The 15,978-nt window shown below is 42.0% G+C and carries 15 protein-coding genes; 8 read left to right on the top strand and 7 right to left on the bottom strand.

Annotated elements, in window-relative coordinates; all coding sequences use genetic code 11:
- Positions 1 to 5: 5 nt before the first annotated feature.
- Positions 6 to 1,082, top strand: a complete 1,077-nt coding sequence (locus tag FHW88_RS10245) for a glutaminyl-peptide cyclotransferase (protein WP_176625239.1) — start codon at positions 6 to 8, stop codon at positions 1,080 to 1,082.
- A 92-nt stretch (positions 1,083 to 1,174) separates the two neighbouring features.
- Here FHW88_RS10245 and tnpA read toward each other — a convergent pair whose 3' ends face one another.
- Together tnpA and pgi are read right to left on the bottom strand one after the other, a co-directional pair.
- Positions 1,175 to 1,609, bottom strand: a complete 435-nt coding sequence (gene tnpA, locus FHW88_RS10240) for an IS200/IS605 family transposase (protein WP_176625237.1) — start codon at positions 1,607 to 1,609, stop codon at positions 1,175 to 1,177.
- 343 nt (positions 1,610 to 1,952) lie between these two features.
- The gene (gene pgi, locus FHW88_RS10235; RefSeq protein ID WP_218117178.1) at positions 1,953 to 3,599 is read right to left on the bottom strand and encodes a glucose-6-phosphate isomerase; all 1,647 of its coding nucleotides are present in this window, start codon (positions 3,597 to 3,599) and stop codon (positions 1,953 to 1,955) included.
- A 253-nt stretch (positions 3,600 to 3,852) separates the two neighbouring features.
- Here pgi and FHW88_RS10230 point away from each other — a divergent pair, with 253 nt between their 5' ends.
- From FHW88_RS10230 to FHW88_RS10215, 4 genes are all read left to right on the top strand, one after another.
- A complete protein-coding gene (locus FHW88_RS10230; RefSeq protein ID WP_176625235.1) occupies positions 3,853 to 4,290 on the top strand; it encodes a hypothetical protein in 438 nt (145 codons plus the stop codon).
- 100 nt (positions 4,291 to 4,390) lie between these two features.
- Positions 4,391 to 5,483, top strand: a protein-coding gene (gene prfB / locus FHW88_RS10225) for a peptide chain release factor 2 (RefSeq protein ID WP_176625233.1) whose coding sequence is annotated in 2 segments (ribosomal slippage) — positions 4,391 to 4,450 and positions 4,452 to 5,483 — 1,092 coding nt in all. Because the reading frame shifts where the segments join, the coding sequence is not laid out codon by codon here.
- A 179-nt stretch (positions 5,484 to 5,662) separates the two neighbouring features.
- Positions 5,663 to 6,577, top strand: coding sequence for an alpha/beta hydrolase (locus tag FHW88_RS10220; RefSeq protein ID WP_090530185.1), 915 nt, complete (start codon positions 5,663 to 5,665; stop codon positions 6,575 to 6,577).
- A gap of 105 nt (positions 6,578 to 6,682) precedes the next feature.
- Positions 6,683 to 7,111, top strand: coding sequence for a hypothetical protein (locus FHW88_RS10215; RefSeq protein WP_176625231.1), 429 nt, complete (start codon positions 6,683 to 6,685; stop codon positions 7,109 to 7,111).
- A gap of 575 nt (positions 7,112 to 7,686) precedes the next feature.
- On the opposite strand, the gene FHW88_RS10210 is transcribed toward FHW88_RS10215, so the two are convergent.
- The 4 genes from FHW88_RS10210 to FHW88_RS10195 form a co-directional block, all read right to left on the bottom strand.
- Positions 7,687 to 8,064 carry a nuclear transport factor 2 family protein gene (locus FHW88_RS10210; RefSeq protein ID WP_091165001.1) on the bottom strand — a complete coding sequence of 126 codons (378 nt, stop codon included), beginning with the start codon at positions 8,062 to 8,064 and terminating at the stop codon, positions 7,687 to 7,689.
- 47 nt (positions 8,065 to 8,111) lie between these two features.
- Positions 8,112 to 8,789: a LytR/AlgR family response regulator transcription factor gene (locus tag FHW88_RS10205; RefSeq protein ID WP_218117177.1), complete on the bottom strand. Its 678-nt coding sequence runs from the start codon at positions 8,787 to 8,789 to the stop codon at positions 8,112 to 8,114.
- Between the two features lie 3 nt (positions 8,790 to 8,792).
- Positions 8,793 to 10,328 (bottom strand): sensor histidine kinase, encoded by a 1,536-nt coding sequence (locus FHW88_RS10200; protein WP_217633167.1) that lies wholly within the window; start codon positions 10,326 to 10,328, stop codon positions 8,793 to 8,795.
- A gap of 160 nt (positions 10,329 to 10,488) precedes the next feature.
- Positions 10,489 to 11,361, bottom strand: coding sequence for a transglutaminase-like domain-containing protein (locus FHW88_RS10195; protein WP_112654002.1), 873 nt, complete (start codon positions 11,359 to 11,361; stop codon positions 10,489 to 10,491).
- A gap of 44 nt (positions 11,362 to 11,405) precedes the next feature.
- Here FHW88_RS10195 and FHW88_RS10190 point away from each other — a divergent pair, with 44 nt between their 5' ends.
- A complete protein-coding gene (locus FHW88_RS10190) occupies positions 11,406 to 12,005 on the top strand; it encodes a hypothetical protein (protein WP_176625229.1) in 600 nt (199 codons plus the stop codon).
- Positions 12,006 to 12,120: 115 nt separating this feature from the next.
- Here the strand turns inward: FHW88_RS10190 and FHW88_RS10185 are convergent, their stop codons facing one another.
- Positions 12,121 to 13,248: a polymerase gene (locus tag FHW88_RS10185; protein ID WP_176625227.1), complete on the bottom strand. Its 1,128-nt coding sequence runs from the start codon at positions 13,246 to 13,248 to the stop codon at positions 12,121 to 12,123.
- Positions 13,249 to 13,455: 207 nt separating this feature from the next.
- Between FHW88_RS10185 and FHW88_RS10180 the strand changes: the two genes are divergently transcribed.
- Both FHW88_RS10180 and FHW88_RS10175 read left to right on the top strand, forming a co-directional pair.
- Entirely contained in the window at positions 13,456 to 14,436 is a 981-nt protein-coding gene (locus FHW88_RS10180; protein WP_090530168.1) for a deoxyhypusine synthase family protein, read from the top strand.
- A gap of 252 nt (positions 14,437 to 14,688) precedes the next feature.
- Positions 14,689 to 15,969 carry a cytochrome c3 family protein gene (locus tag FHW88_RS10175; protein WP_090530166.1) on the top strand — a complete coding sequence of 427 codons (1,281 nt, stop codon included), beginning with the start codon at positions 14,689 to 14,691 and terminating at the stop codon, positions 15,967 to 15,969.
- Positions 15,970 to 15,978: the final 9 nt, after the last annotated feature.

Raw genomic sequence — 15,978 nt, 5'->3', positions numbered from 1 at the left:
CACTTATGAATAATAAACTAAAGCTATTTTTTGCCGCCCTTGCCCTAACGGCTTTGGGGTACTACGGCTGTAAACACAAACCTGATAGCTCGGCTACAGACTATACCATAACACCCGACGCCGGCGCAAACTACAAAGCCGGCGACAAGATCGACATTAAAGTAGGCTATCCCACAGGTAGTAAAGTTGATTCGGTAGTGTACCTGCTCGATTCGGTAAAGTTCGCATCCAGTAAGGATACTGCAGGTATCAGTCTTAAAACGGATACCATTGGCCTGGGCATCAGGATAATCACGGCTAAAGTTTACGAGGGCAGTAAAAGCAATGAGGTATCAACCAATGTCCTGTTATTAGCAGCAAAAGCCCCTGCCAGGTACACTTATAAAGTTGAAAAAGTTTTCCCTCATGATACCGCTGCATATACCGAAGGCCTACAGTATGTTGATGGTGTTTTATACGAAAGTACCGGAGACTATAAACACTCATCCATCCGCAAGGTTGATTTGAATACCGGAAAAATTTTGAATCAAACCAAGCTTGACGAGCAATATTTTGGTGAAGGCCTCTCGGTTATTGGTGATAAAGTAGTGCAGCTTACCTGGAAAGAAAAAGTAGGCTTTGTATATGATAAAAATACATTGAAGCTACTTAACAATTTTACCAATAATGTTGGCCCGGAAGGCTGGGGAATGTGTTTTGACGGAACCAAACTTTATATGGACGATAGCACCAACCGGATCTGGTTCCTGGATAAAAATGATTACCATCAGATAGGCCACATTGATGTGTGTGACGATAAACAACAGATAGATTCAATAAACGAACTGGAATACATCAACGGCAAGATATATGCTAATGTTTATCAAACCGATAACATATTGGTGATCAATCCTAAAACCGGTGCGGTGGAGCAGATAATTGATATGAAAGAGATTTACCCGGTAGCAAGCCGTCCGCAGGACAGGGACTGGAATAATAACGTGCTAAACGGAATTGCCTGGGATGCCAAAGGTCAGCGCCTGTTTGTTACCGGTAAAAAATGGCCGCATTTGTACCAGGTAAAGTTTGTGCCGGTTCCCTAAGCCTCGCCTCCTAACCCCCTGAAGGGGGAACCATAGCTTGAAAGACTATTTTTATAACATGAAACGCCCGGATTGCCCGGGCGTTTCATGTTTTAGTTATTGAGCAGTTGCCAGCCATATCGGTTCATAAATTCTTCAACTTCATCACTGAATGATTTCTTTTGATGATGATTTTCCTGATTGTTAATATAGCTAATGACAGTTGATACCTGTGATTCACTTACTGATACCGCAAAATAATCGTCCTGCCAGCCAAATTGTTGGTCTATCAGCTTGTTCTTATTTATCCAAAGGGATGATTCGCCTTTAATTAGCTGGCTTATTTTAGCGATACTTTGATCTTTTCCTAAAGAAATAAGGCAATGGATATGATCGGTATAGCCATTAATCGCTTGTAAGAATATCCCTTTCTCTTTGCAGTTCTCTATGATGTGTTTATGTATCTGGTATCTTATGTTTTGAGTAAGCAAGGGTTGTCTGTCTTTAGTTGCAAATACCAAATGGATCCAGATTTTTACAAATGACATGGTGTGTGGTTTGTCCTAAATGTATGGTTATTTTGGCTAAAGCCACTTAGCACGTGGCAACTTTATCCGTTGGTTAAAACCAACGGCAATGAAAACAAGGTTTCGAAAAGGCTTCTTTCAACCAATGAATAGGAAATTGCTCGATTGCGTTAATTCTCTATAAAAATAAAATTCATTGCCGTTGGTTTTAACCAACGGAACAAAAAAAGCAACATGAGGTGGCTTTAGCCGAAATCGCCAGAAAAGTTTCTACTAAGCACTCAGGTTTTTTTAACAACAAATGCCCGGATTTTCCGGGCGTTTGTTGTTAAAACATAAAATTCCCCCTTTACGGGGCGGGGGGCTATCGCCAGGCTTTATATTGATTGATCAGGCCATTAGTTGATGAATCATGGCTGCTGATCTCTGCATTATCTTTCAATTCAGGAAGGATTTTGCCGGCAAGTTGCTTGCCAAGCTCAACACCCCACTGATCAAAGCTGTATATGTTCCAAATGATGCCCTGGGTAAAAATTTTGTGCTCATACATGGCAATCAGCGCGCCTAAAGTGTATGGTGTGATCTTTTTAATCAGGAACGAGTTTGTTGGACGGTTGCCTTCAAATACCTTGAACGGAGCTATTTTAGCTATTTCCTCGTCAGATTTTCCGGCAGCTTTTAGTTCTTCAATAACTACCTCTTCGGTTTTACCGTTCATTAAAGCTTCGGTTTGAGCAAAGAAGTTTGACAGCAGCATGTTGTGATGTTCGCCCAGTGGATTGTGCGATTGTGCCGGGGCGATGAAATCGGCAGGGATCAGTTTAGTGCCCTGGTGAATTAACTGATAAAAAGCATGCTGACCGTTTGTGCCTGGCTCACCCCAAATGATCGGGCCGGTTGAGTAGTCAACATCTTTACCATTACGGTCAACATGTTTACCATTACTTTCCATATCGCCCTGTTGGAAATAGGCCGAGAAGCGGTGCAGGTACTGGTCGTAAGGCAAAATTACATTTGTTTCGGCTTCAAAGAAGTTATTATACCAAATACCGATCAAACCCATAATAACAGGGATATTTTGATCAAACTCGGCAGTTTTAAAATGATTGTCAGTCGCGTGGGCACCGGCAAGCAAATCGGCAAAGTTTTCAAAGCCAATGCTCAGGGCAATTGACAAACCGATAGCGCTCCATAAAGAGTAACGGCCACCAACCCAATCCCAAAATTCAAACATATTTTTGGTATCGATGCCAAATTTTTCAACAGCTGCTGCATTGGTTGAAAGGGCGGCAAAGTGTTTAGCTACATCGGCCTCAGTAGCACCACTGGCCAGGAACCAGTCGCGGGCGCTGTGCGCGTTGCCCATGGTTTCCTGGGTAGTAAAAGTTTTTGAAGCCACCAGGAACAAAGTGGTTTCAGGGTTAACCGCTTTCAGGGTTTCAACTATATGAGTGCCATCCACGTTACTTACAAAGTGGAGGTTTAAATGATTTTTGTATGCTTTTAATGCTTCTGTAACCATTACCGGGCCAAGGTCTGAACCGCCGATGCCGATGTTTACCACATCGGTAATAGCTTTGCCGGTATAGCCTTTCCACTCGCCCGAGATAATAGCTTCGCTGAAGGCTTTCATCTGGTCAAGCACTTTATTTACATCGGGCATAACATCTTTACCATCAACATAAATAGGAGTGTTGCTGCGGTTACGTAATGCGATGTGTAATACCGGACGGCCTTCCGTAACGTTAATTTTTTCACCGGAATACATGGCGTCTATTGCCTCTTTTAATGAACATTCTTTGGCCAGTTGGATCAATAAAGCGATAGTTTCATCATCGATACGGTTCTTCGAATAATCGAGCAGAATATCCTCAAACTGGATCGAGAACTTATTAAAACGCTGGTCGTCAGCATCAAACATTTCCTTCAGGTTTTTTGATACAATATCAATGTAATGGTCTGTAAGATATTTGTAAGCCTGGGTTGTTGTAAAATCAGTAGTTGGCAGCATAATTGTGTTATTTTTCAACAAAAGTAAAAAGTTAATTGTTAGATAGTCATTAAATAAATTATTAGCCTGTCTTAGTGTTGTTTAAACACGGCTGGCATAGTGTTGATTTTACACTTGAAAATTATGAGAATTACAAAAGAATTACAAATATATTTTGAAGTTTAAAATTTTTATTTAATATATTTGTATCGATGGTAATCAAATCAAGTATTTATCATCAATTTGTAAATTTACTTTAAAAACACGTATTACTATGTTCGAAAAACTGTTTTTGCTTGTAAAAGATAATGCCGGGACGGCTGTTATCAACAACCCGGTGATCCCTGCTAAATATCATGAAGCGGTGATCAATGAAGCTTCAAGTTCAATCATTGAAGTTTTAAAAGGCCAGCTTGAAAGCGGCAAGGTGAAGGAACTTATAAAGTACTTCCAGTTCTCGGGTAGTTACAACAATTCATTAGTATCGAGCATAACCAACCGCTTTGCAAATAAGCTTAATACTTTTTACAGTATCGATCCGGAACATGCTTTGGCTACTGCAAAAGCTTTGATCCCGGCCGTAATGAATGAGCTGGTTAAGGAAACTAAAAGTGGTGAGGCCAAAGAATTTGCTTTGGGTACTATGTTAACTAAACTAAACGGTAACCGTACCGATCTGAACCCGCTTGTGAACAACCTGATGGTTGCCTAACATACTATTACATCTGCCTAATGAACGGGCCTGCCGATTGTTAAACAATTTGCAGGCCTTTTTATTTATGGCAATTTTTCAAATTATATATATTTGCCGCATGACTAAAGAACAAGTTCAGGATTTAAGGGATAGAGTAACTTCCCTGAGGAGGCATCTTTGACATTGATAAGAAGCTGGAACTATTAAAAGAGGAACAGGAAATAACCGTTGGTCCACATTTTTGGGATCACCCCAAAGAGGCCGAAAAAGTACTGGCATCCATCAAAGTTAAAAAAGTATGGACGGATGCTTTTCAGAAGGTAGTATCGGTTGTTGATGATGCCGGTGTGCTTTTTGAATTTTACCAGGGCGGAGACGCCACCGAGGCTGAAATGCAGGAGCAATATAATGCAGCTATAAAAGCCGTTGAAGAGCTTGAGTTTAAAAACATGCTCTCGGCCGAAGAAGATCAACTAAACGCTGTGCTTCAGATTACAGCGGGTGCCGGTGGCACCGAAAGCTGCGACTGGGCCGGCATGCTCATGCGTATGTACATTATGTGGGGCGAAAAGAACGGTTATAAAGTAACCGAGCAGGATTACCAGGAAGGTGACGTGGCCGGCGTAAAAACCGTGACCCTGCAGTTGGAAGGCGAGTTTGCCTATGGCTATTTAAAGGGTGAAAATGGCGTACACCGTTTGGTGCGCGTATCGCCTTTTGACGCTAATGCCAAACGTCACACCTCATTTGCCTCTGTATATGTTTATCCCCTGGTTGATGATACCATTGAGATTGAAGTAAATCCGGCCGATATCGAATTTGAAACCTTCCGCTCGGGTGGTGCCGGTGGTCAGAACGTGAATAAGGTAGAAACTGCCGTGCGTTTATATCACAAGCCATCGGGCATCATCATCAAAAACCAGGAATCGCGTTCGCAATTGCAAAATAAGGATAATGCCATCCGCTTGCTGAAATCACAGTTATACGAAATTGAGATGCGCAAACGTATGGAACTAACCAATGCTATTGAGGGCAACAAAAAGAAGATAGAGTGGGGCTCACAGATCCGTAACTATGTTTTACACCCCTATAAATTGGTGAAAGACCTGCGTACCGATCATGAAACTTCAAACGCGGCAGCAGTGCTTGATGGCGATCTGGATGATTTCCTGAAAGCCTACCTCATGGAGTTTGGCGGGCCAAAGACGTAAAAAAATAGATAAAAAAGGCGTCATTGCGCGGTACGAAGCAATCCCCGATTAGCAGGCCCGCCCTGTATAGTTAACGTTGTTTTAGAAATTATAAAAGCGGAGTATCATTTCTGATGCTCCGCTTTTGTTTTCGGGAGATTAATTGTATTTTGGACACATCCAATTTTCCTTAAATAAGTATGAAAACCATTTTATCAGCCTTTGTATTGACCGCTATTACTTTTGTATCCCTTGCACAGGAAAAACCCATGCCACTTTATCCCAAAGGGGTGCCAAATTCTAAAAAGGCGCCTGCTACCTATACAGAAAAAACTAATAACGGAAGCTGGATCACCATGGTTACAGAACCAACGCTAACGCCGTATCTTCCGGAAAAAGGGAAAGCCAACGGTGCCGCGATAGTTGTTTGCCCCGGCGGTGCATATGCCGGACTTGCATCGGATCATGAAGGAAAGGCCGTAGCACAGGCTTTTGCCAATATTGGTGTTACTGCGTTTTTGCTAAAATACCGCTTGCCAAGCGATGATATTATGACAGATAAATCTATCGGTCCGTTACAGGATGCACAAATGGCCATATATACCGTACGCAAAAATGCTGCCGATTGGAATATTAACCCTTCAAAGATAGGAATTATCGGTTTTTCGGCAGGCGGGCACCTGGTTTCAACAGAAGGTACGCATTTTGATAAACCGGTTATTGAAGATAAAGAAAACATCAGCGTACGCCCTGATTTTATGATGCTGATCTATCCTGTAATTTCTTTTGGTGAATATGCCCATGTTGGTTCAAGGGAAAACCTGATAGGTAAGAGCCCATCGACAGAGCAGTTGGATCTGTATTCGAACGAAAAACAGGTTACTGCCAATACCCCGCCAACATTTTTAGTGCATGCTGAAGATGATAACGTAGTGCCTGTGCAAAACAGTCTGTTGTTTTACGATGCACTTTTAAAAAATAAAGTAAAGGCAGAGCTGCACCTGTTCCAGGAAGGTGGCCATGGCTTTGGAATGTATAACTCTAAAAATAAAGGCAAATGGTTTGAATGGGCTGCCGCGTGGCTGGAGGAGAATGGGTTTTTGAGCGGGAAGTGATCCGGCACAACTAATTTCTTCTTCTGTAAAACAGTAGGCTAATTTTATTGTTGAGGTAAACAGTCTTTTTTTGAAAGCTTGAAGTTCGACCTTAATGATGATTTTATGTTGAAAAGAATACTGTTAGCAGGGGTGTTTGTTGTCGGCGCCTGCTTTAATGTTATCGCCCAATCAATCAAATATAAAAGCGTATCTAATCAGGACCTTACATATGTTTTAAATAATCTACAAAAACGTTATGTATATACTGATCACAAAACGCTGAATATTGCGGTGTACCTTGTAGTCGATCAGCAGGGTGACGTTGATGCCCCTGCAGATTGTAAAACACCCGGTTCTATTTATATAGCGGTGTCAGAAGTTAAGCCTCAGCCTCAACAGTATGTTTATAAACTGAACCCAGTTTGTGATCCCAAGTTTGTTAATTGGATCAAATCAAAAAAAATGTATAAGATAGCATTCAGCTACGGGGCGTCGGCTAAAAGGAAAACAGCTACTATTGGAATTACGTTAAAGAAGTTGGTGGTAGAGTAAAACGTTGATGTTTAAAAATGGGTGTCATCCTGAAGTGATTTAAATCCGGTGGCCTCTGAAGGTAAAATGACATCTGCGTCACGTCATTGCTATAAGGAATGAAGCAACCCCCGACAGGCTGCTAACGGGCTTCATTAGTATTTGACTTACATCGTCGCGCTCTTGGCCGCGCGGGGCCAGTTACTTTTGTCGCCACAAAAGTAACCAAAAAGGCTTGCAGCAGAGAGGCTTCTTTGCGCACAACCTGGCCCCATAGCCATCGGTGCGGCCTTCACCCTGCAAAACGAACAGAACCACGGGCTGCAACTATTTTGCCCCGATTCGCACGCAATGCCTCCGCTTCTGCAAAAACTTGCCATGCCCCTGCAGCCGCACCGCCCAGCATCGTTCTGCTCGTTTTCACCCGAAGCTGATCTGCTGCGAAAAACCACATTTTTTATCTTGTCATGGGTAGCCCGTCGAAGCATAGTGGGTAGAGCCTCTGCGCTCAAGTCTTCGACAGGCTCAAACTGACAGGCTTCTTTTGTAGTCACATCTTCATGTCCGCCGGACTTTCAAACTTAGCATGAGTTTTGTCAACTAATATCCATTATCCCAACAATTTTATCTCCGTCAAAAGTGAAAATTGAATGCCCTTTCAGATTTAACTCATCACCTTTCTTTAATCCATTTGGCAGGTCGGCAGCTAAAATTGCGTTATAGTCAATAGCTATTTCGGTTTTGTTGCCGGTGTGTTTAAATGACCGGATAATTTGCTCGCGGCGTTCAAAAAGCTCAGTTGCCTGTTCGGCCTGACTCCTGAACGCTGCTATACCATCAAGCTCCATATCCACATCACCGTTTGATATGTTTTGAAATTTAACGGATGGTGCGAGGTTTTTAAGCATGTCTTCAACATCAAAGTTGTTATAGGCCTTTACATAATTGCTGATGATAAGTTCGCGTTGCTGCATAAGCTAAAGATAATGATTATGCCAGCGTATAAACGATCTGTAAAGGATTATTTAATCATTCCCAAATTCGGCACATAAGCACCGCCTACAGGCAGCAAAAATCCATTTACTGTTACCTGATGGCGTTCTATCTTATCAATTTTATTTACAGCGACAATAAACGACCGATGGATCCTGATAAACTTCTCAGCTGGCAGTAGCGCCTCAACTTCAGTGATGGTCATGCGGGTAAGCACTTTGCTATCCTTTAATATAAAATTTACATAATTACCTGTGGCTTCTAAATGATAAATGTCATCGAAGTTAACGCGCACCTGCTCATAGCCGGTTTTCAGGAATATGTAATCCTTAACCTCGGCAGTGTTCCTAAAACTGTAAAGTTCATAAGCTTTGTTGCAGGCTTTTATGAACCGGGTAAGCGCAAAGGGTTTCAATAAATAGTCTACCGCGTCCAGTTCAAAGCTGGTAACAGCGTGTTCGGTGTAGGCGGTGGTAAATATTACCAGCGGTTTTTTATTGAGACATGTTAACAGATCGATGCCCGAAATATCGGGCATCTTAATATCCAGGAACAATAGGTCCACAGGTTCGCGCTGCAGATAGTCCATTGCTTTAAAAGCATCGGTAAATTCGGCTTTGAGGTCAACAAAAGGCACTTTTGCAGCATGCGAGCGGATCACATCAAGTGCTATAGGTTCGTCATCAATGGCTATGGCAGTAATCAAAGCTTATTGCAATTGTATGGTTAAATGTATGAAAAAATCTTTCGCACTTTCGCGGATCACCAATTCGTGTTTGTTAGGGTATAAAAGTGCCAGTCGCTGTTTAACGTTCTCGAGGCCGATGCCATTGTTGTATCTTTCGGTGTCGTTAACCACTTTAGGATGGATACTGTTATGCACATCAAAGTAAAGTGTGTTTTCTTTGGTTTGCAGGCTGATGTTGATGTGTGACGGTTCGCGCAGGCTGATACCATGTTTAAATGCGTTCTCAATAAACGGGATCAGCAACATGGGCGCTATCTGCAGGGCATTAACATGCTCTTCAATTTGCAGCACGATGCTGATGTCCGGCGAGGTTTGAGTGCGCAATTTTTGCAGGGCGATATAGTTATTAAGATAATCGATCTCGCGTACCAGCAGTATTTTTTCCTGCATGTTTTCTTGTAGCATAAAACGCATCATATCGCCCAGCCGTTGCACGCCTTCGGCGGTGCGTTCGGCATCTTCCTGTAAAGCTGTTCCGTAAAGTGTATTTAATGCGTTAAACAGGAAATGCGGGTTAATTTGTGAGCGAAGGAAATCCAGATCGGCAGTGGAGCGGCCGAGGGCCGTTTTGAGATGTACAATCTCCTGTTTTCCGGCAAGATTGCGCTTATAAATCATCCAGCTTATAGGAGCAACCAATAATATCTGGATGCCACAGTTAAAGGCACCTATGATAAACACAGGTTCTATATTTACCTTGTTAAAAATAACTGCTGTTAAAAATCCTATCGGCACACTGATCACCAGCATTATGCCTGTAACCTTAAACAGGTAGTTAAAGAAACCCCTATTTTTGGCAAATGTTGCTGGTATAAGGCTATAGAACGAAAAACTAACATTCCCAATGCCTGTCAGCGCTATAATCACAAACGTAACTATCAATTCATACTGGGCTTCGGAAAGCGCCAGCAAGAATGTTGTGATCATACAAATAACCAGGGCTATAACACAGCCACGGGTAATTACCTGGTATTTGGCGTTTATTTTATCAACGTTACTCAATAAAAACCGGGTAGCAAATTTGATCATGCTATAAAAAGTAAGCATCATTATTACCCACAAAGCGTATAATACATTTGTTTTAAAAACGATGTTATACACATAATCGGCCGATTTATGGTAAAATAGATATCCCTTAAGCCAGGTATCGGTAATGCCGAATAGGCCCCAAAGGGCAACAAGCAAGGCCAAACCCAAAATGATATGCCATGCTACCCGCCTTTTTTGTGCTAAGGCCGGTACTATAATAAAATTCCAGAGCAGGTAGGCGCCGTAATAACCAGTGTACCTAAACACCTGCGGGAAAAAGAAATATTTAGAGTAGGAGTAGTGCAGGTGGTAATTGTTGAACATGTACCGGTATGGGGTCCATATTTCATTATCGACACTGTTAGACACTTTGGCTAACAGAAGGAGCAGGCCAAAAACATAAATAGTGGTTGCGGCCCAAAATTCAATTTTGCCAAGGTTAAGGTTTTTTTTCAGGAGATCGTTCATCGTGTTTTGAATTATGCCCGCAAGGTATAATTCACAATACTACTGAATAAATAAATGGGATGAAACACAGTATCGGTGTGATGAAGGGCCCCCTAACCCCCTAAAGGGGGAACAAATAGCAGGTGAAAAGATGAAATCCTGCAAATCAAAAGCACCCCCTTTAGGGGGCGGGGGGGGCTTCCATGATATTTAGCAGCTCATTCAACTCCCTAACCTTTTCGGCCGAACCCAGATTTTCGTAGGCACTGATGAGGTTGCGAAGCACACGCTTAATAATATCTGTATTAGAGCATGGCTCGTAAAACTGTTTGTCAAATTTGAGGTTAAGTTGTTTCAGGAACATATCTACATCGCGCCTGCCAAACAGGAAGCCTTTATTAAAGGCGTTGATATAAAACAGGATCCCGCTTTCAAACTCGCTTTGCATGCTCTCGTCAAGATAGGCGAGGATAAAATGCTGGGGAAGGTTTACACCGTAAACAGGGATATCCAGTTTTTGTGCAATGATAGAGTAGATAATCGCCAATGAGATCTGGTTGCCTTTTTTAGTTTCCAATACCTGGCTCAGATAGCTGTTTTGCGGATCGAGGTGATTGGCTGTATTGCCGCTGAAACCATAGATATTGTAAAACACATGGTTAATGAGCTTGATTTGCTCTTTCGGGCTGGCTTCGTTCATCATCTGGATCCAGATATCTCGTTTAATAGCTTCTATCTGGTTAATTACCTTTTGCTCATCAAGGTCGGGATATTGGTATCGGTTAATGATGAGGATGCCCTGCAACAAGTCGAATGCTCCGCTTTGGTTCCAAAGTTTTAAATCGTTTTTAAGATTACTGAACTGAATTTCATGTACCAGGTTGGCAATGCGTTCTTGTTGAATAGGGTCAAAAGCCTGTTCAAAGGCCGACTCGAGATAAGTAATAGCCTCTGCTCCATATGAAAACAATTTGTTATACACGTGCTCAAAGATCTCGCTGTCCGGATCATCCAGCAGGCGGATCAATGAATTTACTTCAGTTGGATTTATCATACGCTGTAATGCTAAAATACTAAACCTTTTCTATTTTTACAGCAATGTATAATATAAGGTATGGGCTTAATTACCTGCGGCACCGTTTTAGGGCTAACAACAGGCACGGCATACACTCTCCATTTGTTTACAAGCTGATTGATACGGTTATCTACGATTATCGAGGCCAAAAAGTGTACCGCGATATTAAAAAAATCGCCCAAAAACAACATTCTGACAAGGGTGTGATAAATACACTGCCGTTAAAATTTTACCGTCTGCTTTATAGGTTTTGTGTTTACTTTAAGCCCCAAACGATATTGTTAGCTGATGCGGAGGATTACATTGCCGAATTTGTTATTAAACAATCTAACCCCGAGGTTCAAAGTGTTTCATCAACAACATCAGGCATTCGCCAGGTTGACATGATACTGGCAGATGCCTTAAAACAAAGGCCTGTCAGTTATCTTGAAAAGATTATTCCGTCTATCCATGATGACAGCGTTATCATATTTACAAACATCTATCGCAATGCATCCACCAGGCAATCATGGGAGCAGCTTAAACTAAACCAGCAGGTTAGGGTAACTATTGATCTCTTTTATATCGGCCTGATATTTTTTAAGCCAGGAATGAGTAAAGAAGATTTTAAGGTGAGGTATTAACCGTTGGTTAGTTCATGGTTAATAGATCATAGTTCATGGCCGAAGTGTGGTTGTATTAAACTACTCAATCCATTTACGATAATTTGCTATGAACCATCAACTATGAACTTAAAGATCAAAACGACTGTCCCAATGCAATATAAAAACCGGTTAATCTTTTCTCGTTAGGAATCTTCTGACCGACACCATAATCAACACGTACGGCAAGCCCTTTTTCCACATCGAAAAAGTAACGGATGCCGCCGCCATAGTTGGGTTTCAGTTCGGATGTGCTAAAGCTGCTTTTAAAAACTTCGCCTCCGCCAACAAAACCGGCAAATCCAATGCGGTCGCTTAGGCGGTAACGTAGTTCGGCCTGGCCGGCAAGCATGTTACGATCGCGGAAACGGCCATTGTAATATCCCCGCATCAACTCATCGCTCCCCAGGTCGGGCAATAAATAAAATGGAGAAGTGCTGCCAGTAAGGCTTTGCTCCTGCACATCAAGGCCGAGCACCCATTTAGGCGCCAGTAAAAAAAACTGGGAATATTCGATGTTGAAGAAGCCACCCTTATAATCGTTATTGCCAAACATGCCATGTATAGCCTGGAAATAAGTGTTTACGATGAGTCCTTTGGTGGTATAAGTATTATTGTTCCGGTTATCGAATACAATGGTTGGACCTAAATAGACACTTGGTCCGCCGCCGCGGTTTTCCACGCGCGGATCGGTGTAAAATATGCCTGTTTTATCATCGTCTCTGAATTTGTAATCCCAGGCACCACCGATTATGCCGGCGTACAGGTTATTGGAGATCTTTTTTTCGGCAGTAAAATTTACTTTGAAACGTTTTTGACCAAGCCTATCAGAGTTAGCCTTTAAAATATTGTTGCCAATACCGTAAAAGTCAAAAGGGAAATTAATGTAGCTGATGCCTGCGGTAAGATGGTAATTGTTTCCGGGAGTCCAATAACTGGTGGTAAGGCTTAAATGGCTTTGGCCTTTGGTAGTTATAGAAGCATAACCAAAAACGTTAGACACGCGCGTATTAAACTTGGACGTATCGGTATAAAAAGATAGTAAACCGGCGCCGCCAACTTCAAGGCCGGTTTCCGGGGCAGAGCTTAATACAGGCAAAATAACAAAGCTGCTTTTGCGGGAAGTATCTTTATCAAAATACATTCGCTTTACAATGCGGGAGATTTGTGAAAAGGCACTGGTTGAAAAAGCGCAGACCAGTATTAAGGTAACAAGTTTCTTCATAGATGTTTGTCGTGGCTAATATAACCCATTTTGTTTTATAAGGTTCTGCGAACGGGCATTTTTAAAATTAGGATGACAATACGCTAAGGGGGTAGGGGACAGGAAGCTAATTTTAGGCATGAAATGGTTATAAAAAGATAAAGGTTCATTTAAAATTCAATTTAACTAAAATGTCTACTTTTGCGGCTGAAATTTTATTGAAATATTATGAGCACTACAAGAGGACCTATTTCGCAGTTTATTGAAAGAAATTATCTGCACTTTAACGCCGCGGCATTAATGGATGCAGCTAAAGGCTATGAAACACACCTTGAAGAAGGCGGTAAAATGATGGTAACTTTAGCTGGTGCCATGAGTACAGCTGAGCTGGGTATTTCACTGGCCGAGATGATCCGCCAGGATAAAATTGCTATCATTTCATGTACAGGAGCCAACCTTGAAGAGGATATCATGAACCTTGTGGCGCACTCACACTATAAAAGAGTGCCTAACTACCGCGACCTGAGCCCCCAGGAAGAGTGGGACCTGCTCGAAAATCACTACAACCGTGTTACTGATACCTGTATCCCGGAAGAAGAAGCTTTCCGTCGTTTACAAAAACATATCCACAAAATCTGGAAAGATGCTGATGACAGCGGTGAGCGCTATTTTCCGCATGAGTACATGTACAAAATATTATTGAGTGGCGAGCTGGAGCAATACTATGAAATTGATCCTAAAAACTCATGGATGCTGGCTGCTGCCGAAAAGAACTTGCCTATCGTAGTACCAGGCTGGGAAGACTCAACCATGGGCAACATCTTTGCTTCATATGTAATTAAAGGTGAGCTTAAAGCTTCAACCATGAAAAGCGGTATCGAATACATGGCATGGCTGGCCGACTGGTATACTAAAAATTCATCTGGCAAAGGCATCGGCTTTTTCCAGATAGGTGGCGGTATAGCCGGCGACTTTCCGATATGCGTTGTGCCGATGCTTTACCAGGATATGGAAATGCATGATGTACCTTTTTGGAGCTACTTCTGCCAGATCTCCGATTCAACTACTTCATACGGTTCATACTCGGGCGCAGTTCCAAACGAAAAAATAACCTGGGGCAAGCTTGACATCCACACACCTAAGTTTATTGTAGAGAGCGATGCTACGATTGTTGCACCGCTTATTTTTGCCTGGTTATTAAAACAATAGATAAAATTTTATAATTAAAGTTGGATAATAATTATTCCCCAAAAATGTCAAATGACATTAATATGCATTTAGCAGCGTTTAAACGCAGTTTTTTGTCTATTTAGAACGATTATAAATTATAGGTTGGTGTCATTTATGTGTCACCGATAGTGTATAAAATTATACTTTTGTGCCTGTAATTATCCGATGAAACATACATCTTACAACAGTTTCAATCATTAATATAAAAATTATTTAGCATAAATACACTGTATGAGAAGTTTCTCATTGATTCTTAAACAATTCTCAAGGTCGGTTTTACTGATTGCCGGGTTTGCTTTTTGGAGTTTATCTACTGCGTACGCGCAAACTGACGCTGCTAAAGGCGAGGCCATTTTCAAATCAAAATGTACTACCTGTCACAAAATCGACACCCGTTTAATTGGTCCGGCATTAGGCCCGCAGCTTACTGAAGAAACTGATGATAAATACCTTATCCAGTGGATCCAGAACAACCAGGCGCTGATAGCTGCTAAAAACCCTAAGGCACTCAAAATTTATAATGAGTATAACCAGTCGGGCATGACCGTATTTGCTGACCTTAGCGATGCTGATGTAGGCAATATCTTAACCTATGTACGTACTACATGGAAAGATATGAAAGCTGCGCCGGCTGCAGGTGCTGCTGCTCCGGGCACAAAAGTTGAAAGCGGCCCGAGCGATATGGTTGTTTACGGTTTGATCGGTATAATCGTTATCGCCTTCATTGTTATCCTGGTATTAAACAGGGTAGTAGGTTCTTTAGAGCGCATTTTGCTTAAAAACAAAGATCTTATTATTGAGGACGAGGTTGTTACTCCGGAAGGTGCTGTAGCGGTTGATGCTAAAAAGGAATTTATCGCTAAGATCCTTAAAAACAAAAAACTGGTATTCTTTATATTGGTTGCCGGTACTGTTGCAATGTGCAGCTGGGGTTGGGTTACTTTATGGAACACCAACGTTCACCAGGGTTACCAGCCGGTGCAACCTATTAAATACTCGCACGAGTTACACGCCGGTATCATGAAAATTGATTGCCAGTACTGTCACTCAGGTGCATACAAGTCAAAAAATGCTTCTATCCCTTCATTAAACGTGTGTATGAACTGCCACAAGGTTGTTAAAACCGAATCGGAAGAGATTCACAAGATTTATGACGCTTTGGGTTACGATCCAAAAACACAGAAGTATGACAGCACCGCGGCTAAACCAATTCAGTGGGTACGTATCCACAACCTGCCCGACCTGGCTTACTTTAACCACTCACAACACGTAAAAGTTGGCGGGATTAAATGTCAGCAGTGCCACGGCCCGGTACAGGAAATGAAAGAGGTTTACCAATACTCTCCGCTTACCATGAAATGGTGTATCCAATGCCACAAACGTACCGAAGTTAACGGTAAAGGCAATGCTTACTATGACAGCATCCTGGCTGCACACGATAAGATCAAGAAAGGTGAGAAAGTTACAGCCGCCGTATTGGGTGGTATCGAGTGCGGTAAGTGTCACTATTAATAAAAAGAA

Source organism: Mucilaginibacter sp. SG538B, from assembly GCF_013376065.1.
Lineage (GTDB): Bacteria > Bacteroidota > Bacteroidia > Sphingobacteriales > Sphingobacteriaceae > Mucilaginibacter > Mucilaginibacter rubeus.
This window is presented reverse-complemented; position numbering and strand designations above follow the sequence as displayed.